Annotated in this window: 28 protein-coding genes and 1 pseudogene; 20 read left to right on the forward strand and 9 right to left on the reverse strand. The window is 67.0% G+C overall.

Annotated features, from left to right (window positions below):
* Positions 1-3 precede the first annotated feature (3 nt).
* The 6 genes from H7J89_RS24635 to H7J89_RS24660 all read left to right on the forward strand — a co-directional run bounded on the left by H7J89_RS24635 (position 4) and on the right by H7J89_RS24660 (position 6,396).
* Positions 4-1,236, forward strand: coding sequence for a serine hydrolase domain-containing protein (locus H7J89_RS24635; protein WP_264047611.1), 1,233 nt, complete (start codon positions 4-6; stop codon positions 1,234-1,236).
* A 94-nt stretch (positions 1,237-1,330) separates the two neighbouring features.
* Positions 1,331-3,658, forward strand: a complete 2,328-nt coding sequence (locus H7J89_RS24640) for an arylsulfatase (RefSeq protein ID WP_264047613.1) — start codon at positions 1,331-1,333, stop codon at positions 3,656-3,658.
* A gap of 8 nt (positions 3,659-3,666) precedes the next feature.
* Positions 3,667-4,338: a GAP family protein gene (locus tag H7J89_RS24645; RefSeq protein WP_264047615.1), complete on the forward strand. Its 672-nt coding sequence runs from the start codon at positions 3,667-3,669 to the stop codon at positions 4,336-4,338.
* A 106-nt stretch (positions 4,339-4,444) separates the two neighbouring features.
* Positions 4,445-5,101: a hypothetical protein gene (locus H7J89_RS24650; RefSeq protein WP_264047617.1), complete on the forward strand. Its 657-nt coding sequence runs from the start codon at positions 4,445-4,447 to the stop codon at positions 5,099-5,101.
* Between the two features lie 113 nt (positions 5,102-5,214).
* Positions 5,215-5,580: a SpoIIAA family protein gene (locus tag H7J89_RS24655; RefSeq protein WP_308205150.1), complete on the forward strand. Its 366-nt coding sequence runs from the start codon at positions 5,215-5,217 to the stop codon at positions 5,578-5,580.
* A 45-nt stretch (positions 5,581-5,625) separates the two neighbouring features.
* Entirely contained in the window at positions 5,626-6,396 is a 771-nt protein-coding gene (locus H7J89_RS24660; RefSeq protein ID WP_264047621.1) for a YqjF family protein, read from the forward strand.
* A 1-nt stretch (position 6,397) separates the two neighbouring features.
* On the opposite strand, the gene H7J89_RS24665 is transcribed toward H7J89_RS24660, so the two are convergent.
* Positions 6,398-7,168, reverse strand: coding sequence for an SDR family oxidoreductase (locus tag H7J89_RS24665; protein ID WP_264047623.1), 771 nt, complete (start codon positions 7,166-7,168; stop codon positions 6,398-6,400).
* Between the two features lie 58 nt (positions 7,169-7,226).
* Between H7J89_RS24665 and H7J89_RS24670 the strand changes: the two genes are divergently transcribed.
* A complete protein-coding gene (locus H7J89_RS24670) occupies positions 7,227-7,703 on the forward strand; it encodes a nuclear transport factor 2 family protein (protein ID WP_264047625.1) in 477 nt (158 codons plus the stop codon).
* On the opposite strand, the gene H7J89_RS24675 is transcribed toward H7J89_RS24670, so the two are convergent.
* Both H7J89_RS24675 and H7J89_RS24680 read right to left on the reverse strand, forming a co-directional pair.
* Positions 7,704-8,441, reverse strand: coding sequence for a DJ-1/PfpI family protein (locus H7J89_RS24675; RefSeq protein ID WP_264047627.1), 738 nt, complete (start codon positions 8,439-8,441; stop codon positions 7,704-7,706).
* A 17-nt stretch (positions 8,442-8,458) separates the two neighbouring features.
* Positions 8,459-9,418: a GlxA family transcriptional regulator gene (locus H7J89_RS24680; RefSeq protein WP_264047629.1), complete on the reverse strand. Its 960-nt coding sequence runs from the start codon at positions 9,416-9,418 to the stop codon at positions 8,459-8,461.
* 110 nt (positions 9,419-9,528) lie between these two features.
* Between H7J89_RS24680 and tpx the strand changes: the two genes are divergently transcribed.
* On the forward strand, positions 9,529-10,023 hold the full coding sequence (gene tpx / locus H7J89_RS24685; protein ID WP_067206535.1) for a thiol peroxidase: 495 nt from the start codon (positions 9,529-9,531) through the stop codon (positions 10,021-10,023).
* A 119-nt stretch (positions 10,024-10,142) separates the two neighbouring features.
* Positions 10,143-10,454 carry a DUF4333 domain-containing protein gene (locus H7J89_RS24690; protein ID WP_066954472.1) on the forward strand — a complete coding sequence of 104 codons (312 nt, stop codon included), beginning with the start codon at positions 10,143-10,145 and terminating at the stop codon, positions 10,452-10,454.
* On the opposite strand, the gene H7J89_RS24695 is transcribed toward H7J89_RS24690, so the two are convergent.
* Together H7J89_RS24695 and H7J89_RS24700 are read right to left on the reverse strand one after the other, a co-directional pair.
* Positions 10,435-11,409, reverse strand: a complete 975-nt coding sequence (locus H7J89_RS24695; RefSeq protein WP_264047634.1) for an NAD(P)H-dependent flavin oxidoreductase — start codon at positions 11,407-11,409, stop codon at positions 10,435-10,437. The genes H7J89_RS24690 and H7J89_RS24695 overlap by 20 nt on opposite strands.
* Positions 11,406-11,795 carry an NYN domain-containing protein gene (locus H7J89_RS24700; protein ID WP_067743561.1) on the reverse strand — a complete coding sequence of 130 codons (390 nt, stop codon included), beginning with the start codon at positions 11,793-11,795 and terminating at the stop codon, positions 11,406-11,408. The genes H7J89_RS24695 and H7J89_RS24700 overlap by 4 nt, the downstream gene beginning before the upstream one ends.
* A 139-nt stretch (positions 11,796-11,934) precedes the next feature.
* On the opposite strand from H7J89_RS24700, the gene H7J89_RS24705 reads away from it, so the two are divergent.
* From H7J89_RS24705 to H7J89_RS24725, 5 genes are all read left to right on the forward strand, one after another.
* A complete protein-coding gene (locus H7J89_RS24705) occupies positions 11,935-13,119 on the forward strand; it encodes an acyl-CoA dehydrogenase family protein (RefSeq protein WP_264047637.1) in 1,185 nt (394 codons plus the stop codon).
* A 17-nt stretch (positions 13,120-13,136) separates the two neighbouring features.
* On the forward strand, positions 13,137-14,039 hold the full coding sequence (locus H7J89_RS24710; protein WP_264047639.1) for an NAD-dependent epimerase/dehydratase family protein: 903 nt from the start codon (positions 13,137-13,139) through the stop codon (positions 14,037-14,039).
* Between the two features lie 9 nt (positions 14,040-14,048).
* Positions 14,049-14,498: a helix-turn-helix transcriptional regulator gene (locus H7J89_RS24715; RefSeq protein WP_264047641.1), complete on the forward strand. Its 450-nt coding sequence runs from the start codon at positions 14,049-14,051 to the stop codon at positions 14,496-14,498.
* A 4-nt stretch (positions 14,499-14,502) separates the two neighbouring features.
* Positions 14,503-14,913 (forward strand): VOC family protein, encoded by a 411-nt coding sequence (locus H7J89_RS24720; RefSeq protein ID WP_264047645.1) that lies wholly within the window; start codon positions 14,503-14,505, stop codon positions 14,911-14,913.
* 171 nt (positions 14,914-15,084) lie between these two features.
* Entirely contained in the window at positions 15,085-16,521 is a 1,437-nt protein-coding gene (locus tag H7J89_RS24725; protein ID WP_264047647.1) for an aldehyde dehydrogenase family protein, read from the forward strand.
* Between the two features lie 64 nt (positions 16,522-16,585).
* On the opposite strand, the gene H7J89_RS24730 is transcribed toward H7J89_RS24725, so the two are convergent.
* Positions 16,586-16,840, reverse strand: a complete 255-nt coding sequence (locus H7J89_RS24730; protein ID WP_066954494.1) for a hypothetical protein — start codon at positions 16,838-16,840, stop codon at positions 16,586-16,588.
* 198 nt (positions 16,841-17,038) lie between these two features.
* Between H7J89_RS24730 and H7J89_RS24735 the strand changes: the two genes are divergently transcribed.
* A complete protein-coding gene (locus H7J89_RS24735) occupies positions 17,039-17,695 on the forward strand; it encodes an SOUL family heme-binding protein (protein WP_264047887.1) in 657 nt (218 codons plus the stop codon).
* 65 nt (positions 17,696-17,760) lie between these two features.
* Complete coding sequence (locus H7J89_RS24740) at positions 17,761-18,597, forward strand: class I SAM-dependent methyltransferase (protein WP_264047650.1); 837 nt, start codon at positions 17,761-17,763, stop codon at positions 18,595-18,597.
* A 2-nt stretch (positions 18,598-18,599) separates the two neighbouring features.
* On the opposite strand, the pseudogene H7J89_RS24745 reads toward H7J89_RS24740, so the two are convergent.
* Positions 18,600-19,612 (reverse strand): annotated as a pseudogene (locus H7J89_RS24745) (NADP-dependent oxidoreductase).
* A 61-nt stretch (positions 19,613-19,673) separates the two neighbouring features.
* Here H7J89_RS24745 and H7J89_RS24750 point away from each other — a divergent pair.
* Together H7J89_RS24750 and H7J89_RS24755 are read left to right on the forward strand one after the other, a co-directional pair.
* Positions 19,674-20,336: a hypothetical protein gene (locus H7J89_RS24750; RefSeq protein WP_264047889.1), complete on the forward strand. Its 663-nt coding sequence runs from the start codon at positions 19,674-19,676 to the stop codon at positions 20,334-20,336.
* 29 nt (positions 20,337-20,365) lie between these two features.
* Entirely contained in the window at positions 20,366-21,211 is an 846-nt protein-coding gene (locus H7J89_RS24755; protein ID WP_264047652.1) for a class I SAM-dependent methyltransferase, read from the forward strand.
* A 6-nt stretch (positions 21,212-21,217) separates the two neighbouring features.
* On the opposite strand, the gene H7J89_RS24760 is transcribed toward H7J89_RS24755, so the two are convergent.
* Positions 21,218-22,045, reverse strand: a complete 828-nt coding sequence (locus H7J89_RS24760) for a glycoside hydrolase family 16 protein (protein WP_264047654.1) — start codon at positions 22,043-22,045, stop codon at positions 21,218-21,220.
* Between the two features lie 687 nt (positions 22,046-22,732).
* On the opposite strand from H7J89_RS24760, the gene H7J89_RS24765 reads away from it, so the two are divergent.
* Positions 22,733-23,185, forward strand: coding sequence for a hypothetical protein (locus H7J89_RS24765; protein WP_264047656.1), 453 nt, complete (start codon positions 22,733-22,735; stop codon positions 23,183-23,185).
* Positions 23,186-23,225: 40 nt separating this feature from the next.
* Here the strand turns inward: H7J89_RS24765 and H7J89_RS24770 are convergent, their stop codons facing one another.
* The gene (locus H7J89_RS24770; RefSeq protein ID WP_264047658.1) at positions 23,226-23,897 is read right to left on the reverse strand and encodes a cutinase family protein; all 672 of its coding nucleotides are present in this window, start codon (positions 23,895-23,897) and stop codon (positions 23,226-23,228) included.
* 124 nt (positions 23,898-24,021) lie between these two features.
* On the opposite strand from H7J89_RS24770, the gene H7J89_RS24775 reads away from it, so the two are divergent.
* Positions 24,022-24,684, forward strand: coding sequence for a class I SAM-dependent methyltransferase (locus H7J89_RS24775; protein WP_264047660.1), 663 nt, complete (start codon positions 24,022-24,024; stop codon positions 24,682-24,684).
* Positions 24,685-24,695 lie beyond the last annotated feature (11 nt).

The raw sequence follows: 24,695 nt of genomic DNA on the forward strand, positions 1-24,695 counted from the left end.
TGGATGGTGCTCAAGGTTGCGGTGCCGGCGGACTTGATCGGCGGCGACGTGGATGTCGGCTACGGGAAGGTCGCCGACGCCTTTCGCGCCAGTTTCCGCGACGGCGCGGAGGTCGGGGCGGCCGTCGCCGTCTACCGCGACGGGGTCAAGGTCGTCGACCTGTGGGGCGGCTACCGGAACGGGTTGGCGAAAAAGCCCTGGCAGGCCGACACCATGGTCAGCATGTTCTCCACGACCAAAGGGGTCGCCGCCCTGGTCGTGGCCGTCGCGGTGTCCCGCGGACTCATCTCCTATGACACCAAGGTGGCCGACTACTGGCCGGAATTCGCGCGGGCGGGCAAGGGCGACGTGACGGTCCGCCAACTCCTGGGACATCAGGCCGGCCTGTGCGCGCTCAAACCGAAGCCGGCGCTGGCCGACGTCGCCGACCCGGCCAGGCTCTCGCCCATCCTGGCGGCCCAGGCGCCGGCGTGGCGACCGGGTTCGCGGCACGGTTACCACGCGATCACGCTGGGCTGGTACGAATCCGAGCTGATCCGCCGAACGGACCCGGCCGGCCGCACGCTGGGCCGCTTCATGGCCGACGAGATCGCCCGGCCGCTGAGGCTCGACCTGCACATCGGCCTGCCGGATTCGGTCGACCGTGAGCGGGTCGCCCACGTCCACAACTGGGTGCGCGCCGAAACGCTGCTGCATCTCAACGTCATGCCGCCCGGCTTCGTTGGCGCCTCGCTCAACCCCGTCGGCCTGACGGCCCGCGCCATCGCGGTCCCGCGCGGCGTCAACGCGTTCAACGGCGACTACAACCGCGAGGACGTTCGGGCGGTCGAGATCCCGTCGGCCAACGGCATCGGCACCGCCCGTTCGGTGGCGCACATGTACGGCAGCGCGGCCACCGGGGGAGCCGAGCTAGGCCTCGGCGGCGACACCGTCGACGCGCTGGCGGCGCCGGCGCTCTCGCCGAGCAAGGGCGTTCGCGACAAGGTGATGAACGTCGACGTGGCGTATTCCCTCGGCTTCTGTAAACCCGTACCGCACTTTGCCTTCGGATCTTCGGGCCGGGCCTTCGGGACTCCGGGCTTCGGCGGCTCTTTCGGCTGCGCCGACCCGGACACCGGCGTCGGCTTCGCGTACGTGATGAACCGGCTGGGTTTTCACCTGTGGAGCGACCCGCGCGAACTCGCGTTGCGGCAAGCGTTGTTTCGCGATGTCCTCGGGGTGCGCCCGCAGACGTGACATCGCCAAGCATTTCGCCGCCGACTACGGTGAAGGCGCCGAGTTGCGTGGGGGACGGCCGGGAATTCCCGCTGCACCAGCACCAGGAGGCGCGATGGTCAACCTGCCCCGCGAGGACGACGGGTTCGACGGGGTCATCAACCCGTCGGCGACCGACGCCACGCCGTCACGACCGTCCATCGTCTATCCGCCCGCCGGCGCACCCAACGTCGTCGTGGTATTGCTCGACGATGTTGGATTCGGCGCCGCATCGACGTTCGGCGGGCCGGTCCCGACACCCGCGCTGGACCGTGTCGCCGGTGCGGGGTTGCGTTACAACCAATTCCACACCACCGCGCTGTGCTCTCCAACGCGCGCCGCTCTGTTGACCGGCCGCAACCACCACAGCGCGCACATGGGCACCATCTGCGAGATCGCCTACGGATTCCCCGGTTACGACAGCCTCATACCGCAGAGCACCGCCACGGTCGGCGAGGTGCTGCGGATGAACGGCTACAGCACGGCGCTGTTCGGTAAGGCACACTTCACCCCGACGTGGGAGATTGGACCCGCCGGCCCGTTCGACCGCTGGCCGACCGGACTCGGATTCGAACGTTTCTACGGTTTCCTGGGCGGGGACACGTCGCAGTACGAGCCCGCGCTCTACGACCAGACCACGCCCGTTGAGCCGTACCTTGGCCGCGATGACTACCACCTGACCGAGGATCTCGCCGACAAGGCGATCGATTGGATCCGGTTACAGAAAACGTCGGCACCGGACAAGCCGTTCTTTCTCTACTTCGCCCCCGGCGCCACCCACAGTCCCCATCAGGTGTGGCCCGAATGGTCGGACCGGTTCGCCGGCCAATTCGACGACGGCTGGGATGCCTTGCGGCAACGGACATATGCCCGCCAACTCGAAATGAGCGTCATCCCCGCCGACGCCAGGCTGACACCGCGGCCCGAGCAGATACCCGCGTGGGCAGACTACGACGACCGCTACAAGCCGGTGGCCCGGCGGCTGATGGAGGTCTACGCCGGTTTTCTGGCCCACACCGATGCCCAGATCGGGCGGGTCATCGACGCCATCGATGGTCTAAAGCAATGGGAAAACACGCTATTCGTCTACCTGTGCGGCGACAACGGCGCGTCCGCCGAGGGAACGATACACGGCGCCTGGAGCTCACCGGCGTTCCAGAACGGGATGCCCGAGGACCCCGAATGGCTGCTGGCCCACGTGGCCGACTTCGGCACACCCCGCTCTGAAAACCATTACAACGTCGGCTGGGCGTGGGCGCTCGACGCACCGTTTCAGTGGATGAAGCAGGTGGCGTCGCACTTCGGCGGAACCCGTAACGGACTGGCGATTTCGTGGCCGCGGGGCATCGCGGCCGGGGGGGAGCAGCGCAGCCAGTTCCATCATGTCATCGACATCGTCCCCACCATCCTCGAGGCCGCCGGCATCGAGATGCCGGAAAGCGTCAACGGTGTCGAACAGAAGCCGATCGAGGGTGTCAGCATGCGGTATTCGTTCGACGACGCCGGCGTGGCCAGTCGGCGGACCACGCAGTATTTTGAGATCTTCGGCAATCGCGCTGTCTACCACGACGGTTGGATCGCCTCGTGTTTCCACGGACGGCTGCCCTGGGTGCGCGCCCAGCGCCCAACCCCATTCGGCGACTCTGAAAGGTGGGAGCTGTACCACCTCGCGGACGATTTCAGTCAGGGCGTCGACCTTGCCGCACAACGCCCCGACAAGCTCGCCGAAATGAAGGCGGTGTTCGACGCCGAGGCGCGCAAACACGGCGTCTACCCGCTCAGCGACGCGACGCTGGCCCGCGCGCTGCCCGCTAACCGGCCAAGCTTGTTGGCCGAGCGCACCTCGGTCACCTACTACGCCGGGCAGGTGCGCATCCCCGAACCGGTGACGCTGAGCTACACCAGCACCTCCTTCGAGCTGCGGGCACAACTGGCCATCCCGACGGGTGGCGCACAGGGAGTGGTCATCAGCATCGGCGGCGCGATGTCGGGATGGAGTTTGTACCTGCGCGACCGCATCCCGCACTTTGTCTACAACTATTTCGGGCATGAGCTCACCACTGTTGCGGCGGCTGAGCCGCTGCCGGAAGGCACAGTCGCGCTGGGGCTTTCGTTCGACTACGACGGCGGTGGACTGGGTAAGGGCGCCTCGGTTTCGCTGCACGTCGACGGCACCGAGGTGGCCCGCGGCCGCCTCGAACGCACGGTGCCGTTCCGATTCTCGATGAGCGGCGAGACCCTGGATGTCGGCACCGACACTGGCTCCCCGGTTGCGCCGTACGGGCACGATTTCCGGTTCACGGGCCGTATCGACCGAATCGATGCCACCGTGTGCCCGCAACCCGCCGATCTGGCCTCGGCGATCGCCGAGGCGGAGATGCGCGCGGCGCTGGGAGCGCAATAGTGCTCGCCATGTGGGGCAGCCTTATCCCGCTGATCCTTGGTTGCGCACTAGAACCGATCGAAATCGTCATCACGATCATGCTGCTGGGCACGCCGTCGCGCGTGCGGGCGGCCGGCGCCTGGGTCGCGGGGCACGTCAGCACGCGCCTGCTGCAAGGCCTTATCTTCGGCACGATTCTGCATTGGGGAGCCCGCAGCGCCGACCCGGATCACCCGCACCACTTGATCGTGTCCACCGTGCTGTTGGTGGTCGCGGTGCTGTTTCTGGTCACCGCCGCGCGCGAGCTGTTCAGCGGCGACGATCCCAACGCCCCGCCCCCGAAGTGGATGACCATGTTGACGTCGGCCACCCCCACCAAGGCCTTCTTCATCGGCGGCGGCGTCATCACCGTGTCGGTGAAAGCCTGGGTCTTCACGCTGGCGGCGATCAGCGTGATCGGCAACGCGAACTTGAGCCGGCCCGCCAATATCGGTTCATACGTTCTTTTCGTGGCGCTTGCCGCAAGCGTGAACCTGCTCATCGTCGGCGCGGCAGCGGCTTTCCCGCGGCGGTCACGAGAAGTGCTGGATCGGGTCTTGCGCTGGCTACAGGACCACGATCGGCCCATCGTGATCGTCGTAGGCGTGGTTTTCGGGATCTGGTTCGGGCTAAAGGCCCTGCGCGGCCTCGGGATTTTGTAGCAGCCGCTCCCATACAACGTGGACCTGTGGCCGGCTTACGCGCTCAAACCGCAGCTCGTGACGGTGAGCCTCCACCGTGGCGGTGCCGCGGTGGCATCCTGGCCGTGTGGGTCTACTCATCCGGTTGGCGGAACTTTTGATCGTGATCCTGCCTCTGGCGGGTGCCACGGTCGCCGCGGTGCGCGCGTTCGGCGCCCACCGTCGACGGCCCGAACCTCCGCCCCATGCCGAACGGGCCGAAACACCGGAGACCGGCAACAATCACGTCGCCCAGTGGCGGTCGCTGCGCCGCGTCCTCGAGGAGCACAGCCGCACCGATGCGCGGTGGCTCGAGTATGAACTCGATGTCGCCAAGCTGCTCGACTTCCCGCTGATGACGAACATGCGCGATCCGCTCACGGTCGCCTTCCACAAAGCCAAGTTACGAGCCGACTTCCTGCGCCCCGTCAAAGCCGAAGACCTCCTCGACGACCACCAGGCCGCCGCGCAGTACCGGGCCGCCGTCGAGGATTACGTGACCGCCTTCAACGCCGCCGAGACGGAAGCGATACGCAGACGCGGCAGCGACTTCTCCCTAGCAGACCAGCAGCGAATCGTGCGCGCTCAGAACCTGCTACGGGTCGCGTCGGACTCCGCCGCAATGCCGCAGGAACGCCGAAATGCCTACAACCTCGCGCGCAAAGAACTCGACGGCATTGTCGTCCTGCCATCCATGACGCAGGCCAGCCTCGAGCGCGGGATCTCCGGAGAGCTGGAGAAATAGGGCACTCTACCGCCTCCTCGATGACTTTGGCCCCTTACGCACGACGCCCGGCGATCGGCAGCATAAAGACATCGCCATTTCGGCTGAACGCAGCGATCCGCTTGGAGCACAACATGATCGAATATGACCTGGACGGCGAACACTCCATCCTCGAGGTGCGGCCAAAATCCGCGCTGGACAAACACGACTTCGACGAACTCGCCAAGGCCGTTGACCCCGAGATCGAAGCCAAGGGCGACCTTGCCGGCCTCATTCTCAACGTCTCGTCATTCCCAGGATGGGACAGTTTTGGGGCCATGGTCACCCATTTCCGCTTTGTTCGGGACCATCAGAAGCACGTCAAGAAGATCGCCGTCGTCACCGACTCTCATCTCGGGGACGTTGCTGAGCACCTGACATCACACTTCGTGTCCGCCAAAATCGAGCATTTCCCCGCCGGTGAGATCGAGAAGGCGCGACAGTGGATCATCAGCGGCTGATAATGCTTTGAACCCGGCGGCCGGTCGGCGTGTCACGATGGTCGGATGACAGCGACTCCCGGGTCGCCGGCGCCGGAACCCGGCGGCGAGGGCCTGGAGGGATACCCGGTCACCGCGCCGCCGCTTCGCGGTCCCGTCACCTTCGACCAGTGCTGGCGTGAACTGACCTTCATCCATTGGCCGGTGCGGCCCGATACCGTCGAGACGATGTACCCGCCCGGCACCCGGCCCGACGTCTTCGCCGACGGGATGACCTACGTCGGGTTGGTCCCCTTCGTCATGGGCAGCACCAAAGTCGGCTCCGTGCTGCGACTTCCGTACTTCGGCAGCTTCCCGGAGACGAACGTCCGGCTGTATTCGGTCGACGACGCCGGCCGGCACGGTGTGCTGTTCCGGTCGCTGGAAACGGCGCGGCTCGCGGTCGTGCCGGTCACCCGGGGCGGCCTCGGCGTTCCGTACACCTGGGCGAAAATGCGGACGTACCGCCACGGCGACCGCGTCACCTACGACAGCGTGCGCCGGTGGCCCCGCTGCGGCCTGCGCAGCCGGGTCGAGATCGTCATCGGTGCCCCGGTCATACCGACACCGCTGGAAATCTGGCTCACCGCCCGATGGGGCGCGCACACCCGCACGGCCGGCCGCACCTGGTGGGTACCGAACGAACACGAGACCTGGCCGCTGCACACGGCCGACATCGTCGAGCTGCACGACGAGCTGGTGGCGGCCAGCTTGGTTCGGCCCGCGGGCGAGCCCTTGCGCGCGCTCTTCTCGCCCGGTGTGCGAGCCCGTTTCGGCCGCCGCATCGTCGTCGCATGACCTACGGGCAGGTGTATCCGCCGTCGATCACGACGTCCGAGCCGGTCATGTAGCTGGACGCCTCGCTGGCCAGGTAGAGGTAGAGGCCGGTCAGTTCTTCGGGCCGGCCGATCCGTCCCAGCGGAATTTTCGGCTCCCACAGCCGGTGATACTCCGTCAACGGCTCCACGAGTTCGGTCAGGATGTAGCCCGGGCTGACGCTGTTGACCCGAATATTGTGCGGCGCCAACTCCACGGCCATGGCCTTGGTCAGGTGAATGACCGCCGCCTTGGACGTGCAGTAGTGGCCCACTTGCTGCGGCACGTTGATGATGTGGCCCGACATCGAGGCCGTCGTGATGATGGCGCCACCCTGACCCTGCCGGACCATCACCCGGGCCGCCGCTTGCGCCGTCAGGAAAACGCCTGTGACATTGGTGGTTTGGATGCGTTCGAACTCTTCGAGCGGCATGTCCAGCATCCGGTTCACCGTGATGATGCCGGCGTTGCAGACCGCGATGTCGACGCCGCCCAACTCCGCGGTCACCCGCTGAAGCATCTCGGTCACTTGATCGGGTTGGGTCACGTCGCAGCGGACGGGCACAACCCTGCCCTCGCCGTCCGCCGCGATCTCCCGGGCCACCTGTTCCAGACCCTCGGCTCGCCGCGCCGCGATGGCCACGTCGGCACCCGCTTGCAGATATGCCTGCGCCACTTTCTTGCCGATTCCGCTGGATGCCCCAGTCACCAGCGCCCGCTTGCCGCGCAGATCAAACAACTTCAAGACGTTCATGCCATATCCCTATCCAGACGAGCTTCCTGTAACCGAAACACGTTCTAGTGTGTCGGCCATGGGCAAATTCACCAGGGCAGAAATCGAGCAAGCCGTCGAGAACTACACGCGGGTAGTGGAGGGGTGCAGCGCCTCGGGCGACTGGCGACCTTTCGCCGATCTCTTCACCGAGGATGTCGTCTACACCGAACACCACTACGGGGTGTTCCATGGCCGCGAGGCCGTGCGGGACTGGATCGTCGCCGTCATGGCACCGTTTCCGCACATGCGGTTTCCGTCCGACTGGACCGCCTACGACGAGGACAACGACGCCGTCGTCGTGATGATCAAGAATCTGCTCGACCATCCGACGGACCCCGAGGGTGAACCCTTCTGGTTTCCGAACTGGACCCGGCTGGTCTATGCCGGGAACGGATTGTTCTCCAGCGAGGAGGACATCTACAACCCCAACCGGGATGCGCCCGGTGTGGTGGCCGCCTGGCTGCAGGCCGGCGGCCGGCTCGAGTCGGACGAAATCCTGCAGCCGGGCGCCTGACTAACCAGTCACCGGCTGTCGCCCCCGCCGCCGCGACCGCACGGCCGCCAACGCCTGCTCCCACGCCAGCATCGTGGCGGCCTTCACGTTGGCCGGCTTCACACTGTCCCTGGACAGCAGCGCGGTCGCGGCCGCCTTCGTGGTGGCCGACGCCTTGGACATGTGGCCGGAGTCGAACGGCGGCTGCGGATCGTATTCGATCGCGAGTTGGATTGCCTTGGCGCGGCTTTCGCCGCCGATCTGCGCCGCCAGCCAGAACGCGAGATCGAGTCCAGCGGAGACGCCCGCGCTGGTGACGATGTCGCCTTCATGCACGACGCGTTCGTCGGCTACCGGGACAGCGCCGAAGGCCTTCAGTGCGGGAATGGTCAGCCAGTGCGACGTGGCCCGCCGGCCTTCGAGGAGGCCGGCGGCCGCCAGGATCACCGACCCGGAGCAGACCGACGTCGTCCATCGGGCGGTCCGATGCGCCCGGCGCAGCCAGTCCAGCAGCACCTCGTCGCGGGCATGCACCGGGGTCGACGGGCCGCCCGGCACCAGAACCACGTCGGGCGAGGGTGTTTCGGCCAGCGAGTGGGTGGCCCCGATGACCAGCACGCCGGAATCCGCGGTGATCGGGCCGGCCTCGTGCCAGACGAACCGCACCTCGGCGTCCGGCAGATTGCGCAGCACCTCATACGGGCCGATCATGTCGAGCGCGGTGAATCCCGGATAGGCCACGATCGCGATTTGGGTCATGGTGTCGTCCTTTCGGTTCAGGCAAAGGCCTTGCGGTATTGGTCCGGCGGAATGCCGACCCGGCGAAGGAAGTTGCGCCGCATGGTTTCCGCGGTGCCGAATCCGCAGCGGGTGGCGATCGCGACGACGGTGTCGTCGGTCTCCTCCAACTGCCGGCGCGCGGCCTCGGTGCGGACGCGTTCGACGTATTGGCCGGGCGCCTCGCCGACCTCGGCCGTGAACACGCGGGTGAAGTGGCGCGGGCTCATCGCCGCGCGCCGGGCCAGCTCGTCGATGCTGTGCTCGCCACCGGGTTCCGCCTCGATCGCCTCCTGCACCGCGCGGATCGCGTTGCGTTTGGCGCGCGGCATCCACACCGGCGCGGCGAATTGCGTCTGCCCGCCGGGGCGGCGCAGATACAGCACCAACCAGCGGGCGACCGTCTGCGCAACCTCGGTGCCGTGGTCATCCTCGACGAGCGAGAGCGCCAGGTCTATCCCGGCGGTGACACCGGCCGCCGTCCACACGGTGTCCGAAGTGCGGACGAAGATCGGATCGGCGTCGACGTCGATCGCGGGGAACTCGCGGGCCAACCGACCGGCGAAGGCCCAATGTGTGGTGACCCGCTGCCCGTCCAGCAGCCCCGCCTCGGCCGCCAGAAACGCGCCGGTACATACGGTGACCACGCGGCGGGCGGTACCGGCGACGGCCTTGATCCACCCGATCAGCTCGGCATCCGACCGCGCCGCCTCGACACCTCCGCCCCCGGGCAGCACGACCGTGTCGATCTTCTCGGTGGGGTCGTTCGGGTCCGGCAGCGGCGACGCGACGAAGGCCAGCCCGGTAGGGGTGGCCACGGGGCCGCCGCCGACGGAGCCGACCACCACGTCGTACCCGCCCCCGGTCAGCAGCGATGCGCCGGTGAAGACGTCGTGCGGTCCCACCACGTCGAGCGCCTGCACGCCGGGAAAACCGGCGATGACGACCTTGCGAGTCATGGACTCAAGTGTTCGGCACGCAGCCCCATGTCGTCTACGCCCTGCAACCCACCAATTAGGACATGGGACCTGGCCCATGGCGGCCGAAGCGGGGTTGGCAGACTGTCCGCATGGCACAGATAACGTTGCGTGGAAACCCGATCAACACCGTCGGCGAGCTGCCTGCCGTCGGATCCCCGGCGCCGGCCTTCAGCCTGACTGGCGGCGACCTGGGGGCGGTCAGTAGCGACCAGCTCGGCGGTAAAGCCGTGGTGCTCAACATCTTCCCGTCCGTGGACACGCCGGTGTGCGCGACCAGCGTCCGGACCTTCAACGAGCGTGCCGCCGCGAGCGGAGCCACGGTGGTGTGCGTGTCAAAGGACCTGCCGTTCGCGTTCGCCCGATTCTGTGGCGCCGAGGGCATCGACAACGTCAAGACGGGCTCGGCGTTCCGCAGCAGCTTCGGCGAGGACTACGGCGTCACGATCAACGACGGGCCGATGGCCGGTCTGCTGGCCCGGGCCATCGTCGTGGTCGGCGCCGACGGGAAAGTCACCTACACGGAGCTGGTCCCCGAGATCGCCCAGGAGCCCAACTACGACGCGGCCCTGGCCGCGGCCGGCTAACCCGATCCGCCGACTGCATCCGGCCCGACCGGAGGCGTCCAGTCACTCGTTTGCGAGCTGACAATGTCCGTCGCCGTGAGCTGTTCTAACGCGCCGACCGCGTGTTAGCCTGACCGGCTATGGATTGCGGCAGATTTCCGGTCGTCGCGGGCGTGCTGGCGACTCTGGTGGCCCTGCAGGTCGCCGGATGCAGCGCGAAGTCGACGGTCAAACCCGACGGCGCGGCGCAATCCGTCGTCGACGTCGTCTCGCGCCAAACGGGATTCCACCCGACCGACGTGAGCTGTCCCTCCGGTGTCGAAGCCAAGGTGGGCCAAGAGTTCGACTGTCACTTCACCGGCCCGGAGGGCAAGGGTTACACCGCGCACATGCGCATCACCAAAGTCGAAGGCGAACAGGTCGTCTTCGACGTCAAGAGTCGCCCAAGCTGAGTCCCGGCGGCCCGAGCCGATCCGCGGTGGCCGCCAGCGCTTCGCCGCATCCCGCCCACATCCGCTTGATGATGTCGGCGGCCGGCGGGATGTCCTGGATCCGCCCGGCCACCTGACCGGTGTTGGCGACACTGGCGTCCATGTCCCCGTCGAAATACAGCCGCTGCACTCGCTGCAGCGCCGCGGCGCCGTCGGCGGAAGACATCGCGGTGTCCAGCCTTTCGGCGGCGGCCGTCCGGATCACCCGCATCATGCGTTTGCCGTCGAGGGGGAGCAGCACGGTAGAGGTGTCATCGGCCGCGACGACCGCCTGCTTGAGGTTGCCGTGCACCGGGGAATCCGCCGAGGCGAGCAGCCGCGTGCCCATCTGCACGCCCTCGGCGCCGAGAACGAACGCGGCCGCCATCGAGCGCGCATCGCAGATCCCCCCCGCCGCCACGATCGGCACGTCGACCTGCGCCGCCACCAGCGGCAGCAGCACCATGGTCGACGCACCGAATCGGTTCTTGAACCCGCCGCCCTCGACGCCCTCGACCACGAGCCCGTCCACTCCGGCGTCGACGGCTTTCCGGGCGGCCGCGAGGGTGCCCACCACATGGAACACGGTGATCCCGGCATCGTGGAGCCGGCCGAGGAACAGCGCCGGATCCCCGGCCGAGGTGGTGACGAAACGAATGTCGTTGGCCACCAGGAGATCCACGGTGGCCGGGTCGCGGTTCATGATCAGGGCGATGTTGGCGCCCACCGGACGGTCGGTGAGGTCACGGACGCGCCGCAGGTCGGCCCGGCCCTGCTCGGATGTGGTCTCGATAACGCCCAGCGCGCCCGCGTTGGACACCGCAGCGGCCAGCTGGGCGCCGGCGATATAGGTCATCGGCGCCTGGATGATCGGGATGTCGATCCCCGCGGATGCGCAGACCCGGTTGACTGCGGGGCCGCCTCGGCCGGCGTTCATGAGGCTCGCGGCCCCCGGGGGTCGATGAGGTCGCGGAAGCTTGCAGCGGGGTGGACCGAGGCGCCCAGGCTCACCACGCGGTCGCTCAGCCCCTTGTCCGACGTCACCACCCGAATGTCGTGCGGCCGGGGGTCGGCCTGAACGCGCCGGACGATCTCGTCGTCGGCCGAGTTGGCGGCCGCCCTGGGCGCATAGGCGATCTCGATCGCCGCTGCGGGAATGGCGCTCGACGGCGGCCGCTCGAACACGACCGTCACGTGGTCCCCTTGGGCGGCCGCCCAGCGGTCGAGGCGGTCGGCCAATGCGGCCATGGCGCGACCGCGGTCCTTCCACCACCCGTCCGGGCGGCTCCCGATCACATTCATGCCGTCAACGATCCAGCGCACGCCCCCTACGGTAAGGCGAGATTTCGCCGCACCGCTTCCGGCCCCGTGTCCCGCGATTCATTCTTTCCAACGTTAAGCGGTTGGTACGGTCACCGATATCAGTTTCCCGCTGATGCCGTCGCGATGATGGGACAGGTGGATGACGTCGATTGCCGACACCGATGACCGGGTCGTCTCGCTCGCCCGCGGTATGCGCGACCTGGTGCGCGCCGAGGCCGCCGAATCCGAGCGGATGCGCACCCTCACCCCGGCGATCGTCGACGAGATGTGGGCGAGTGGGCTGATGTCCGCGTTCAACCCGGCCCCGGCGGGCGGCACCGAACCGTCGTTCACCGAGATGATCGAGACCTGGATCGAAATGGCTTGGCAGGACGGCTCTTTCGGGTGGGTCGGCATCGCCAACCTGCCGTCTTCCTTCGCTGCCGCGGCTTATCTGCCCGATGAGGGTTTTGCCGAGGTGTTCACGGCGCACGACAACCGCGTCACGATGGGCGGCCAATTCTTCCCCAACGGGCAGGGATCCGCCGTCCACGGCGGCTACCTGGTGAGCGGGTCGTGGAACTTCGGCTCGGGCATCGGGCACTCCCAGTACGTCGCGGCCGGGTTCTTTCCCATGGACAACGGCGAAATGCGCTGGATCAGTGAGGGCTTCCCCGAGATGCGGGTCGCGGTGATTCCCCGGGATCAGATCAGCTTCAACGACGGCTGGTTTGTCCAGGGGCTCAAGGGAACCGGGTCCTACGATTACAGCGCCCAGGAGGTGTTCGTACCGGCGAGCCGCACCTTCGAGCTCTTCGTGCGCCAGCCGTATCGCGGGACGTCGCCGGCCACCCGGATGGGGCTGATGCCGGTGACCGCCGCCGGCCACGCGTCGTGGGCCCTGGGCGTCGCCAAGAGCATGCTCGACGACGTCCAGGAGTTGGCGGCGACGAAGTTCCGGATGAGCGACATGGCGTCGCTGGCCAGCCGCCCGACCTTCCAGAAGGGGCTGGCGCACCACCGCGCGGCCTGGCGCGCCGCTCGTCTGCTGGTGCTCGACGCCTTCACCACCGCCGAGGCCGCGGTCGCGTCGGGGGAGGAGCTGACACCGTCGCTGCGCGCGGACATGCGTGTGGCGGCGGTCTTTGCGACCGACACGGCCCGAAGCTGCGCCGAGTGGGCGCACCTGGTCGCGGGCACCAGCTCGATCCGGGAGGGCACTCGGTTGGAGCGCGCTTTCCGGGACATCTACACCGGGACGCAGCACGCCTTCATCAGCGAGAAAGTCGCCATCGACGTCGCGCAGATCTGGCTCGGCATCATCGAAGACCAACCGGGGCTGTGAGTCGCTACTATCAGCGCATGCGCGGCTCAAAGATCCTGATCACCGGTCCGACCGGTCAAATCGCGACCCCCATTGCGCGGGCGCTCGCGGCCGACAACGAGGTGTGGGGCATCGCCCGCTTCACCGATCCGGCAGCACGGGAGGGCCTGGAGAAGGCGGGCGTCCGCTGCGAGAAGGTCAACCTGGCAGCCGGTGACTTCGCGAGTCTGCCAACCGATTTCGAATACGTTCTCAACCTGGCGGTGGCCAAGAGCGGGAGCTGGGACAAGGACCTCGCGGCCAACGCGGAGTCGGTCGGTCTGCTCATGGCGCACTGCCGCGATGCCAAGGCGTTTCTGCATTGTTCGTCCGCCGCCGTCTATGACCCGCCGGACGACAATCCGCGAACCGAGGCCGCCGCCCTGGGCGACAACCACAAGTGCTTGTTCCCCACCTACTCCATCTCCAAGATCGCCGGGGAGGTCGTCGCCCGTTCGATGGCGCGGGCCCTTGGAGTGCCCACCACCATCGCCCGGCTCAACGTCCCCTACGGCGACAACGGCGGGTGGCCGTTCTACCACATGGAGATGATGCTGGCGGGCATTCCGATCCCGGTCCCGCCCGGAGAACCCCCGCGCTACAACCCGATTCACGAGGACGACATCATCGCGACCATCCCGAAGCTGCTGGAGGTGGCGTCGGTCCCGGCGATCACGGTCAACTGGTGCGGTGACCAAACGGTCAGCATCCAGGAGTGGTGTGGCTACCTCGGCTCGCTGGTGGGCAAGGAACCGGTGTTCGAGGTGAGCGCTCAGGCGCTGCGCGGCAATCCCACGGACAGCGACCGGATGCACGAGCTCATCGGCGGGACTACGGTCGACTGGCGTGACGGGTTGCGGCGGATGGCGGCCAAGTTCCATCCAGAGTTGGTCGGCGCCTAGGGATTACCGGTGGGCCAAGGAACCGACGTGGCGCAGCGCCTGCGCAACCTCGCGCTGCTCCGCCGCGTTCGCGACCGGATCGATCGCGAGTACGCGCGGCCGTTGGACGTGGAGGCGCTCGCGCGCGAGGTGCACATGTCCGCCGGCCATCTGAGCCGCGAGTTCCGCCGCGCCTACGGCGAGTCGCCGTACTCCTATCTGATGACGCGGCGCATCGAGCGCGCGATGGCGTTGCTGCGGCGTGGCGACCTGAGCGTCACCGACGTGTGTTTCGCCGTCGGTTGCTCCTCGTTGGGCACCTTCAGCACTCGCTTCACCGAACTGGTTGGTGTGCCGCCGAGCACCTACCGGCGCCAGGGGATGGACGCGCTGGCCGGAATGCCGCCGTGCGTGGTCATGCAGGTGACCAGACCGATCAGGAATCGAGAAGCTTCGGGCACCGCGCCCCGCTTAGCCTGACGCCATGGATATCACGATTCACTCGAGCTTCCTGCCACACGACGACCCGGAATCCTCGCTCGCCTTCTACCGCGACACCCTCGGCTTCGAAGTCCGCCTCGACGTGGGAAAGGGCAAGATGCGGTGGATCACCGTGGGCCCCCCGAACCAGCCCGACACGTCGATCGTCCTGAACCCGCCGACCGCCAACCCCGGCATCACCGACGACGAGCGGCGCACCATCGCCGAGATGATGGCCAAGGGCAGCTACGCCATGTTGCTGTTGGCGACCAAGGACCTCGACCGCACCTTCGAGCAGCTGCAGGCCGGCGACGTCGACATCGTCCAGGAGCCGACAGAACAGCCCTACGGGCTGCGGGACTGCGCGGTCCGCGATCCCGCGGGCAACCTGATCCGCATCCAGGAACTGCGCTGAGTGCTGCCTAGGTAGTCGATACCAACCGTTTTCGCGGCCCGGCGCCGCGGTCTGATCCGTGAACGCGGCCTTGACCGCGCCGCACGCACAGTGCTAAGCAAGTGCTCAGCATTGTGCGCCGGCCGAACGGCGCCGCGTTACGGAAGGGATCGGATGACGCTGTAGACGGTATTGGACGACCTCCGAAAGCGCCCGGGAACGGGCGAGGTCATCGCGGTCATCGACCCCGCCACGGAGGAAACGATCACCGAGTTCACCGACTGCGGGGAAGCGGCGGTCGACGATGCCGCCGCGCGGGCGAGGGCTTCCTTCGAGTCCGGCGTCTGGTCCCAGCTGCCGGGCCGCGAGCGCGCCAAGATCATGTGGCGCATCGCGGATTCGATCGACGAGCATGCCGAAGAGTTCGCCCAACTCGACTCGCTCAACACCGGCATGCCGTTGATGCAGGCGCAGTTGCAGATGTCGACCTGCTCGGAATTCTTCCGCTACTACGCGGGCTGGTGTTCCAAGCTCAACGGCGTCGCGTACGACGTGAAGACGGACGGCATCGCCACGGACGCCTTCGTCAACATGCACGCCTACACCCTCAAGGAGCCCTTCGGGGTGGTGGGGCTGATCTTCCCGTGGAACGGCCCGATCTTCAACGCCAGCGCAAAGCTGGCGCCCGCGCTGGCAGCCGGGTGCAGCATGCTCGTCAAACCCGCCGAGGAGACCCCGCTGTCGGCGCTATTGCTGGACAGGCTGATTCACGACGCCGGCGTCCCCGAGGGAGTGGTCAACCTGCTGACCGGTTACGGGCACACCGCCGGTGCAGCGATCACCGCGCACCCCGACGTCGAGAAGGTCGCCTTCACCGGGTCGACGGAGGTCGGCAAGGAGATCGTGCGGGCCTCGGCCGGCAACCTGAAGAAGGTCATGCTCGAACTCGGCGGCAAGTCGCCGGTGCTGATCTTCGACGACGCCGACCTGGACAAGGCGATCATGATGGCGTCGTTGGGCATCTTCGTGCACTCCGGGCAGGGATGCGTATGCGGTTCAAGGATTTTCGTGCAGCGTGGGGTGTACGACCGAGTGGTGGAAGGCATCGCGCTGATGGCTGACACGTTCAAGCTGGGCGCGCCCAGCGAAGAGGGCTGCGTCAGCGGGCCGCTGATCAGCCAGAAGCAGCTGACCCGCGTCATGGGTTTTATCGACGAGGGCAAGAGTGACGGTGTCGAAGTAGTGACCGGCGGCTACCGCCTGGACCGTAAGGGCTACTTCGTGCACCCGACGGTGCTGACCAACGTCGACCCCGGCATGCGGCTGTATCAGCAGGAGATCTTCGGACCGGTGGTCGCCATCCTGCCGTTCGAGGACGAGGACGAGGCCGTGGCCATGGCCAATGACACCACCTACGGCCTGGCGGCCACGGCCTGGACGGAAAACCTCGGCCGCGCCCACCGAATCGTCAAGCGGCTGCAGGCCGGCAGCGTCCAAGTGAACTGCCAGTTGGTGTTCGACCACGACGTACCGTTCGGCGGTTACAAGCAGTCCGGCTGGGGTCACGAGTTCGGGCGCGAGGGCATCGAGGCCTACCTGAAGACGAAGTCGGTCTGGGCCCAGCTCTAGCCCTCGAACGCAAGAGTTCCGAACCTCCACGAGGTCCGGAACTTCGCGCCGCCCTATGGACGGGTCAAGATCCCTTGGCGTAGCGGGTCAGGAACCCGGCGGCCGCAACCGCCGAGACCGCACCGATCACGCCCCACAACACCAATTGGAAGACCATCGACCCCAAGAACCAGCCGAATGTCATCCCGATGTAGAGGGCCCAGATCAGCCGGAAGGCGCTCCACAGCGCCACGGCGCCGGCGCTGAGCCCGATGTACAGGCTGCGTTGCCGGTCCACCCGATTGATCTGCTCTTCGATGCTGGCCGGGACGATCTTCATTTCTGACTTCCTTTCGTGGGGCGCGCCGCCGGACTGGCGTCGTCGTTGGGCCAAGTACAGACCCGCTGATCGGCTACCGATCCCAACCCGCCACCCGGGACGGACGCGCGCTGCCGCACCCACGAAGAAGGACAAGAGTCGGGTGACACCGCCGGTGGGGAGTGGCCTCACTTGCGTCACCAGGGTCTGATGGGTCAAATGGTCCTGATGATGAACCCGATCAAGCTCGCCGAGCAGGTCGCCGAATCGGTCCTGGCGGTGGGCGGGATTCGCGTTGGCCTCGAGGAACCGAAGTACACGCGCCATCCGCTCACCGGCACCGTCGAGATACGCCGCTACGGTCCGCGGATTGCCGCCGAGACGACAGTCGACGCCGAGGAAAACCGCGCTCGTGACGTGGGGTTCCGACGACTGGCGGGGTACATATTCGGCGGCAATCGGGGCAACGAATCGATCTCGATGACGGCACCCGTCAGCCAGCAGCCGGGCCGTCGTGGCCAGCAGATCGCGATGACCGCGCCCGTCGTCCAGTCAGCGGGCACCGAGAGTGGCTGGGTGATCCGGTTTTTCATGCCAGAGAAGTGGACGATGGAAACCCTTCCCGCGCCTAAGGACGATCAAGTCCGCCTCGTCACCGTGCCGCCCGCGACCATAGCCGTGCTGCGATTCAGCGGTGACCGCAGCCCCAAGGCTGTCGCGTCCCGCACCGATGAGCTCGTGAAAACGTTGCGGGACAACGGAATCAAGACCGCCGGAGAGGCCGAGGCCTGGTTCTACGATCCGCCCTGGACGCTGCCGATGCGGCGTCGCAACGAGATCGCGATTCCGATCGATCCGGCTTCCGCACCGGCCTAGCCGCTCGGCATGCAACGGGGCGTGGGCAGCTACATTCGGCGCTGAGCCGGTTACGGTTTGGCGTCATGACGAATGGAGACAACCAGAAAGTAGATGGCAGGCTGCTGACCGGTGTTTCGGAAACGGCGCTGCTGACCCTCTACGGCAGGGCATATCAGGCCGGGCGGCCAGACCCGATCATCGACGATCCGATGGCCATCAGGCTGATGGAGTCCTTCGACTTCGACTTCGAGAAGTTCGGGCGCAGGGGCCAGGAGATGGCGCTGCGCTCGCTGGCCGTCGACCGGTGCGCGATCGAATACCTGACCACGCATCCCAGGGCGACCGTGGTCGCGCTTGCCGAAGGTTTTCAGACGTCCTTCTGGCGCCTGGACCGCGCGCTACCCGGCGCGCAATTCAGCTGGCTTTCGGTGGATTTGCCCCAGGTCATCGACCTTCGGCAGCGGCTGCTGCCGCAATCCACGCGGATCACTCATCTCGCCCAGTCCGCGCTCGACTACCGCTGGATGGACGACGTCGACACGAGCAACGGCGTGTTCGTCACCGCCGAAGGGCTGCTGATGTACCTACAGCCCAACGAGGCGCTGGGACTGATCAGCCAGTGCGCCAGGCGGTTTCCCGGTGGCCGGATGTTCTTCGACCTGCCGCCGACGATCGTCAAGAAGGTCGCGCGAGGGGGGCTGCGATCCTCCAAGCGCTACCGGGTACCGCCGATGCCGTTCAGTCTCTCGGTGCGTCAACTGGCGAAGCTCGCGGAAAACGTGCCCGGGATCCGCGCCGTGCACGATGTACCGATGCCCGCGGGCCGCGGCTTCTTCTTCGGGAGGCTGTACCCCGCGTTCTGGCGCTTCCCGCCCGCGAAGCCTTATCGCGGCGTCTTCGCCCTACTCGAATTCGGCTGAGATCAGCCGACCTTGACCACCAGCTTGCCGACGTTCTTGCCGTCGAAGAGCATATTGATCGCCGTCGGTAGCTGCTCGAAGCCCTCGACGACGGTCTCGAGCGGCGTCAGCTTTCCGCCCTCGATCAGGCTCGCGATTTCAGTCATCGCTTCCGGCGCGCGCCCGAAGTGATCGAGCACGATGAAACCCTGCAACGTGGCGCGTTGAATGAGCAGATTGCCGAATGCGCGCGGGCCCGGCGGGGGATCGGCCGCGTTGTAGCCCGAGATCAGGCCGCAGAGCGCGACTCGGGCGCCGATGTTGAGGCGCGCAAAGATCGCGTCCATCAGGTCGCCGCCGACGTTTTCGAAGTCGACGTCGATGCCCTTGGGCGTCGCCGCCGCCAGCTGGGCGGCCCAGTCGTCGGCGCGGTGGTCGACGGCCGCGTCGAAGCCGAGCCGGTCGGTGAGCAGCGCGCACTTCTCGGGCCCACCGGCGATCCCGACGACGCGAGCCCCGGCGGCCTTGGCGAGTTGGCCGGCGACCGACCCGACCGCGCCCGCCGCCGCGGACACGACGACCGTCTCACCCGGCCGCGGCCTGCCGATGTCGCGGATCCCGATCCACGCGGTGAGCCCGGTCATCCCGAGCGCACCCAGGTAGGCGCTCGGCGAGATGCCCTCCGCGACGTCGACCGGGTTCACCATCGCGGTGTCCGAGAGGACCGCGTACTCCTGCCAGCCGAGGAGGCCTTGCACGGTCTGACCGACGGCATAGTTCGGATTTTCTTCGACGCGACGACCTCGCCCAGGCCGGCGGCGCGCATGACCTCGCCGATGCCCACGGGCGGCAGGTAGGTCGGCGTTTCGTTGATCCACATGCGATTGGTGGGGTCGAGCGATATCCAGTCGACGCGCACCAGCGCCTCACCGTCGCCGATCTCGGGCACCGCCTCCTCATTCAGTTCGAAGGTGCCCGGGCCGATGCGGTCGGTGGGGCGTTCGCGAAGCAGAAAACGACGGTTTCGATCGGACATATGCGCACCGTACCCTTCAACAAGGGGGCCGCCGAACGAAAGGCTTTGCGCGGTGAACGTGATGTCGCGGATCGTCGCTGTCCCTATCGCCGCGCTGACGATCGCGGCCCTAGCGCTGCCCGGGCCGGCCGCCGCGGACCCGCCGCCCACCCAGCAGATCAGCGTGATGGCCGTGGGGCCCGACGGCCAGCCGATGAACGGGTATCGGGAGTCAACCCCGGCGGGCAACGTCGTCACCGTCGAAGGCTGCGAACCGTCGCCATCGGCCATGGCCGACAACGTCTACTCCTGCTCGCCCAGCGCGGCCGGCGCCGGCACCTGCTGGCCGTCGACACCCGGATCACTGCTGTGCGTGAACAACCCCTGGACCAAGACCATGCACCGGGTGAAGTACAACGGTTCGCTCCCGCCGGTGCAGCCGACTGCCACACCCGAGCCGTTCGCTCTGACCCTCGACGACGGCACCCAGTGCCGGCTCCGCAACGGCGGCGCGGGAGGTGGCCGCGCCGACGGGTACGTGGCCGCCTATTACTGCGGCGACCCCTACGCAAACATCAGCGTGCTGTGGCTGCCCAGCCAGGGCGCAGGGAGCTGCATCGACCGCTCGTCGGCGACGTGGACGGTCAAGGTCGGTCCGCTCGGCACGCCGGACACCGTCTATCCACCTCCGCAGACCCGGGCGGTGATGGAAGCATGGTTCGCCGGACCTAAGGCCGGTCAGTAGGGAGGCTGGGCGGCTGCTATAACGCACGTATGTCAGCCCCCATACACACGATCACCCACGTCTCGGACACCGCGCGATGGACGGCGTTGCATCGGGCAATCGAATCGGCCCGCCCCGACGCGCTGTTCAGCGACCACCTCGCGGAGCGCCTCGCAGGCGAACACGGCCGAGCGATCGTCGACAACGTCCGCTGGACCGATCGCAGCGGTTTTTGGTTGGTCGCTCGCACCAAGCTCATCGACGACGCCATCACCGACGCGCTCGCGAACGGCTGCGACCGCGTGCTGAACCTGGCCGCCGGTCTGGACACCCGGCCCTATCGCTTAGACCTCCCACCCGATCTCACCTGGATCGAGGCCGATCTGCCCAAGTTGCTCGAGGAAAAGACGCAAGTACTCGGCGATCAGACCCCGCGCTGCCGGCTCCGCCGCATAGCGGTTGACCTCGCCGACCCGCGCGCCCGAGACACGTTCTTCAACGACGCGCTCGCTGGTGCGACGAAGGCCTTCGTGCTGACCGAGGGTCTGTCGATGTACCTCGAGCCCACCGCCGTCGCCGGGCTTTCAGACGCGATCAAGCGCCCCGAGGTCGCGTGGTGGATGCTCGATTTCGCCTTTCCGGGCCTGAAGAAGCGGATCAACAAGAACGTCGCCGGCATCTCGGAAAACGCCCCGTTCAAATTCGCACCCGACAACGGCCTGGCCTTTTTCGAAGACCTTGGTTGGCGGACCGTCGAGGCCGAGTCGGTACTGGTGGCCGCCCACCGATTGCATCGCCTACCGATCTGGATGCGTCCGCTTGCCTGGCTGCCTCGGCCGGATTTGCGCCGTCCGGGCGGCAAATCGTCGAGTGCGGTCGCCCTGCTCACCCACTGAACCCGCTTACCAGACGCGGATCCAGTCGACGAGCATGTCGGCGGGATAGCTTCCCGGTCCTGGATCGCCGCCGCCGGAACCTGCGACCGCCAGATTGAACACCGGGTAGACCGTGTAGCCCGGCCCGTTGAACGGCCAATCCGGCAGCGAGCTCGCCGGCACGTCGAAATAGGGCTGGGCCCCGTCGGAGTAGTCCTTCCAGAACCGGATGCCGGCCTCGTCCCACTGCGTGCGCCAGGTGTGCCAGGCGCTGTCCATCGCAATGTTGTGGGTCTTCCATTCGCCGCCGTTGGCTTTCGCGTGCACGGTGGTGGCCGAGGGCCAACTGCCGTTGCCGTACCACTCCATCACGTCGATCTCGCCCTGGTCATCGTTACCCAGCCAGTAGGCCGGCCAGGCGCCCGCCGTCAAGCAGTTGAGCTTGATACGGGCTTCCCAGGTATGGCCGACGCCACCCCGCCAGAGGCTTTGGACTTTGCCGCTGTAATAGGTGGGACCGTCCCTGGCGGCGCGGAGAACCAGGTTGGAGTTGCCGTCGAGGAAGACGTTGCGGCGATCGTCGCGGTACTGCCCGATGTGCTCGGGCAGCTCCCAATATGTCGGATCCTTGATGGTCTCCCGGGCCTTCGCCACCGTCCACTTCGATGAATCCGGCGCCGAGCCGGCGGGCCCGTCGAATTCGTCGTGAAAAATGTAGGTGCCGGTTTGGCCGCTGGGAGCGGCGGGAGCGGGTGTGCGAGCCGGGCGGGCCAGGGCCTCCGGCGCAGGCAGCGCGGCTGCCAGCACGCCGATCCCGGTCGTCAACATCATGCGGCGGCGGTCCATCTTAGGCATACGCGGGGACGATAGCAGCCACCGCCGTCTCGACCGAACTCCGAAATCTGTCGGTGCTCGCCGCTAACGTTTCGAATCGCCGGTGGGCCTGCACGGACGGCGGCGCGGTAGCGGCTGAAGGATTAGTCGAAATTCATGGCTAATTCTCAACTTTGTGGATGGTTTGGTCTCAGGATCGGCCGGGCATCCTGAGATCACAAGCCGATAACCACAGGCGTAGCTTTTGCGGGTTGCACTGGGAGGAGTTAACGATCGTGGCGAATTCAACGGGAGCGACGGTTATTTCCCTTCAGTCCCACCCGGTATGGGCTGCGGCTCGGCGCCAGGAACGCGAACGCCGTGAGGCGATGCGCCGTCATCCCGCTTTCCGCGCCAGCCAGCGTGCCGCGGTGGCCGGTGGCGAGGTCATTCCGCTGATTCGCGACTTCAAGCTCTACTCCAACACCAACACCTCGGCCTGAACCTTTTCGTGCGCAAGTTCCGCGAAAAGCGTTCTGGGCGCGGGCTTGTTCGCACGCGCTAATAATCATTTGGATAACTCCGTCCATCTCTTCGGGGCAATGCGCGCCCGCCGAACGGAGTCGTCGCGTGACAGCCACGGCCGTGCCACGAGATTTCGGATTGCGCCCGTTTACATCGTTCCCATCGTTTACTACCGTGGGTAGTAGAAGTCGATTGGGAGAAGCGATGTCGAACAATTGGTTTTCGAGTACAGCGAACCGTCCGCTCGCCACGGCGATGATCGGGTTCGCCGCCGCGTACGTCCTGCACGCGATCGATCATCTCCGGCGCGGAATGGCGGCATCGCCGCCGTCGATCATGGTCGGCGGCACCATCCAGGGCATCATCGTGCTGGTCGCCGTCGTGCTCGTCCTGCGTCATCACCCGCGGGCGTGCGAGGCGGCGATCGCGGTGGGTTTCGGCAGCGCCGCGCTGTTCGTCTACGCCCACGTGCTGCCGACGTTCCTGCCGGACTTCCAGGACAGCTTCACGTCCGGGCCGCGCATCAACGTCACCTGGTTCTCGTGGGTCACCGCGGTCGCCGAGATCGGCGCGGGCCTGGTGCTCGGGTTCGTGGGAGTGCGGGCACGACGGCGCCGGACCGCGAGATCGCCGGAACGGGTTACGTCGCAGGCCTAGATCGCTCCAACGCGTGTAGCGATCCGGCGCGCCGGATCGATCAGAGCTTGCCGGCGACGAAGTCGGCCGCCTGGTTGGCCATGCCCGCATCGATGTAGGCACCGGCGAGGTGTTGCGGCCAGTTCGCCTTCCAGGTGTTCGGGTCGGCGGGGTTGCAGATGGGGTCGGCGCCGTGGCACAACTCGATGGTCCGGTCGTTGTAGGTCGAGTTGAAGTTCGTGATCGGACCGACCCACTGGCTGCCGTTGCCGAAGAGGGCCACGGCAGCGATGTGCTGGTCGGCGCCCGGCGGCAGGGGGCTGTCGAAGCCGAACGCGCTGATGGGCGCCGCGAGGACCACGTCGGTCACCGCCGCGCCGAGCGAGTAGCCGCCGAGCACCAGCCGGGTGTTCGGGCAATTGTTGATCATGTCCTGGACGTGGTGGCTCATGTCGTTGGCACCCTGAGCAACCTCGGTGTCGGCGGGGTAGTTCACGGCATAGACGCCGATGTTCTTGTTGACCTTGGATCGCAGTGAACTGATGAACGCGTTGCCCAGCGCTCCCGGTCCCGGCGACTCCATCCGGCCGCGGGCGAAGACCACCTGCACCGGTGGGCAGTTCGCGGCCGCGGCGCTGGGAATTGCGGACGACGGGAGCGCAGCGGGCAACGCCGGCGCGGCCGCGATGAGGACCGCCGCCAGGCCGATGTCACCGAGTCTGCGGGCAAGCACAGCATGATGGTAAAGCGGTTCCGGTCCGGCCGCTGGGCTTAGGCAAAGCGACCTCAGTCCGGTCGCGCGGCGGCCACCTCGACCACCGTGGGGGCGCCGGTGGCGCGAACGATAGGTTCAGCTGATGAGTCACGTCGACGCGAATGCGCCCGAGCGCTTGTTCGCGCTGGCCGAACAGGTGCAAGGGTTCCTGCCCGCCGACGAGGGACGGGCGCTCTACGACGCCGCGCTGCGGTATCTCGACGGCGGCGTCGCCGTCGAGATCGGTACGTATTGCGGCAAATCCACCTTGTTGCTCGGCGCCGCGGCCCAACAAACCGCGGGCGTGCTCTACACGATCGACCACCACCACGGCTCCGAGGAGCACCAGGCCGGCTGGGAGTACCACGATGCCTCGCTGGTCGACGAGGTCACGGGATTGTTCGACACCCTGCCGACATTCCGCCGGACGCTCGATGCGGCGGGGCTGGACGATCACGTCGTCGCGGTCGTGGGTAAGTCGCCGATCGTGGCCTCCGGGTGGCGATCGCCGCTGCGGTTTTTGTTCATCGACGGCGGCCACAGTGAGGCCGCCGCGAACCAGGATTTCGACGGATGGGCGAAGTGGGTGGCCGTCGGCGGCGCGCTGGCCATCCACGACGTCTTCCCGGACCCCAGGGACGGCGGACGACCCCCTTACTACATCTACTGTCGCGCAATCGATTCCGGCCGGTTCCGAGAGGTTTCGGCTACCGGATCGCTGAGGGTCCTGGAACGGGTCAGCGGTCAGCCGGGCGAGCAGATCTAGCCGGACTCACG

It is taken from the genome of Mycobacterium paraffinicum (assembly GCF_025822865.1).
GTDB lineage: Bacteria > Actinomycetota > Actinomycetes > Mycobacteriales > Mycobacteriaceae > Mycobacterium > Mycobacterium paraffinicum.

Coding starts and splice junctions, on each gene's coding strand:
- H7J89_RS24705 (WP_264047637.1), top strand. CDS start 11,935: ATGACGTCGATTGCCGACACCGATGACCGGGTCGTCTCGCTCGCCCGC.
- H7J89_RS24775 (WP_264047660.1), top strand. CDS start 24,022: ATGAGTCACGTCGACGCGAATGCGCCCGAGCGCTTGTTCGCGCTGGCC.
- H7J89_RS24640 (WP_264047613.1), top strand. CDS start 1,331: ATGGTCAACCTGCCCCGCGAGGACGACGGGTTCGACGGGGTCATCAAC.
- H7J89_RS24660 (WP_264047621.1), top strand. CDS start 5,626: ATGACAGCGACTCCCGGGTCGCCGGCGCCGGAACCCGGCGGCGAGGGC.
- H7J89_RS24750 (WP_264047889.1), top strand. CDS start 19,674: ATGTCGCGGATCGTCGCTGTCCCTATCGCCGCGCTGACGATCGCGGCC.
- H7J89_RS24645 (WP_264047615.1), top strand. CDS start 3,667: ATGTGGGGCAGCCTTATCCCGCTGATCCTTGGTTGCGCACTAGAACCG.
- H7J89_RS24655 (WP_308205150.1), top strand. CDS start 5,215: ATGATCGAATATGACCTGGACGGCGAACACTCCATCCTCGAGGTGCGG.
- H7J89_RS24720 (WP_264047645.1), top strand. CDS start 14,503: ATGGATATCACGATTCACTCGAGCTTCCTGCCACACGACGACCCGGAA.
- H7J89_RS24635 (WP_264047611.1), top strand. CDS start 4: ATGGTGCTCAAGGTTGCGGTGCCGGCGGACTTGATCGGCGGCGACGTG.
- H7J89_RS24765 (WP_264047656.1), top strand. CDS start 22,733: ATGTCGAACAATTGGTTTTCGAGTACAGCGAACCGTCCGCTCGCCACG.
- H7J89_RS24735 (WP_264047887.1), top strand. CDS start 17,039: ATGGTCCTGATGATGAACCCGATCAAGCTCGCCGAGCAGGTCGCCGAA.
- H7J89_RS24695 (WP_264047634.1), bottom strand. CDS start 11,409: ATGAACGCCGGCCGAGGCGGCCCCGCAGTCAACCGGGTCTGCGCATCC.
- H7J89_RS24665 (WP_264047623.1), bottom strand. CDS start 7,168: ATGAACGTCTTGAAGTTGTTTGATCTGCGCGGCAAGCGGGCGCTGGTG.
- H7J89_RS24740 (WP_264047650.1), top strand. CDS start 17,761: ATGACGAATGGAGACAACCAGAAAGTAGATGGCAGGCTGCTGACCGGT.
- H7J89_RS24755 (WP_264047652.1), top strand. CDS start 20,366: ATGTCAGCCCCCATACACACGATCACCCACGTCTCGGACACCGCGCGA.
- H7J89_RS24670 (WP_264047625.1), top strand. CDS start 7,227: ATGGGCAAATTCACCAGGGCAGAAATCGAGCAAGCCGTCGAGAACTAC.
- H7J89_RS24710 (WP_264047639.1), top strand. CDS start 13,137: ATGCGCGGCTCAAAGATCCTGATCACCGGTCCGACCGGTCAAATCGCG.
- H7J89_RS24675 (WP_264047627.1), bottom strand. CDS start 8,441: ATGACCCAAATCGCGATCGTGGCCTATCCGGGATTCACCGCGCTCGAC.
- H7J89_RS24730 (WP_066954494.1), bottom strand. CDS start 16,840: ATGAAGATCGTCCCGGCCAGCATCGAAGAGCAGATCAATCGGGTGGAC.
- H7J89_RS24680 (WP_264047629.1), bottom strand. CDS start 9,418: ATGACTCGCAAGGTCGTCATCGCCGGTTTTCCCGGCGTGCAGGCGCTC.
- tpx (WP_067206535.1), top strand. CDS start 9,529: ATGGCACAGATAACGTTGCGTGGAAACCCGATCAACACCGTCGGCGAG.
- H7J89_RS24690 (WP_066954472.1), top strand. CDS start 10,143: ATGGATTGCGGCAGATTTCCGGTCGTCGCGGGCGTGCTGGCGACTCTG.
- H7J89_RS24760 (WP_264047654.1), bottom strand. CDS start 22,045: ATGCCTAAGATGGACCGCCGCCGCATGATGTTGACGACCGGGATCGGC.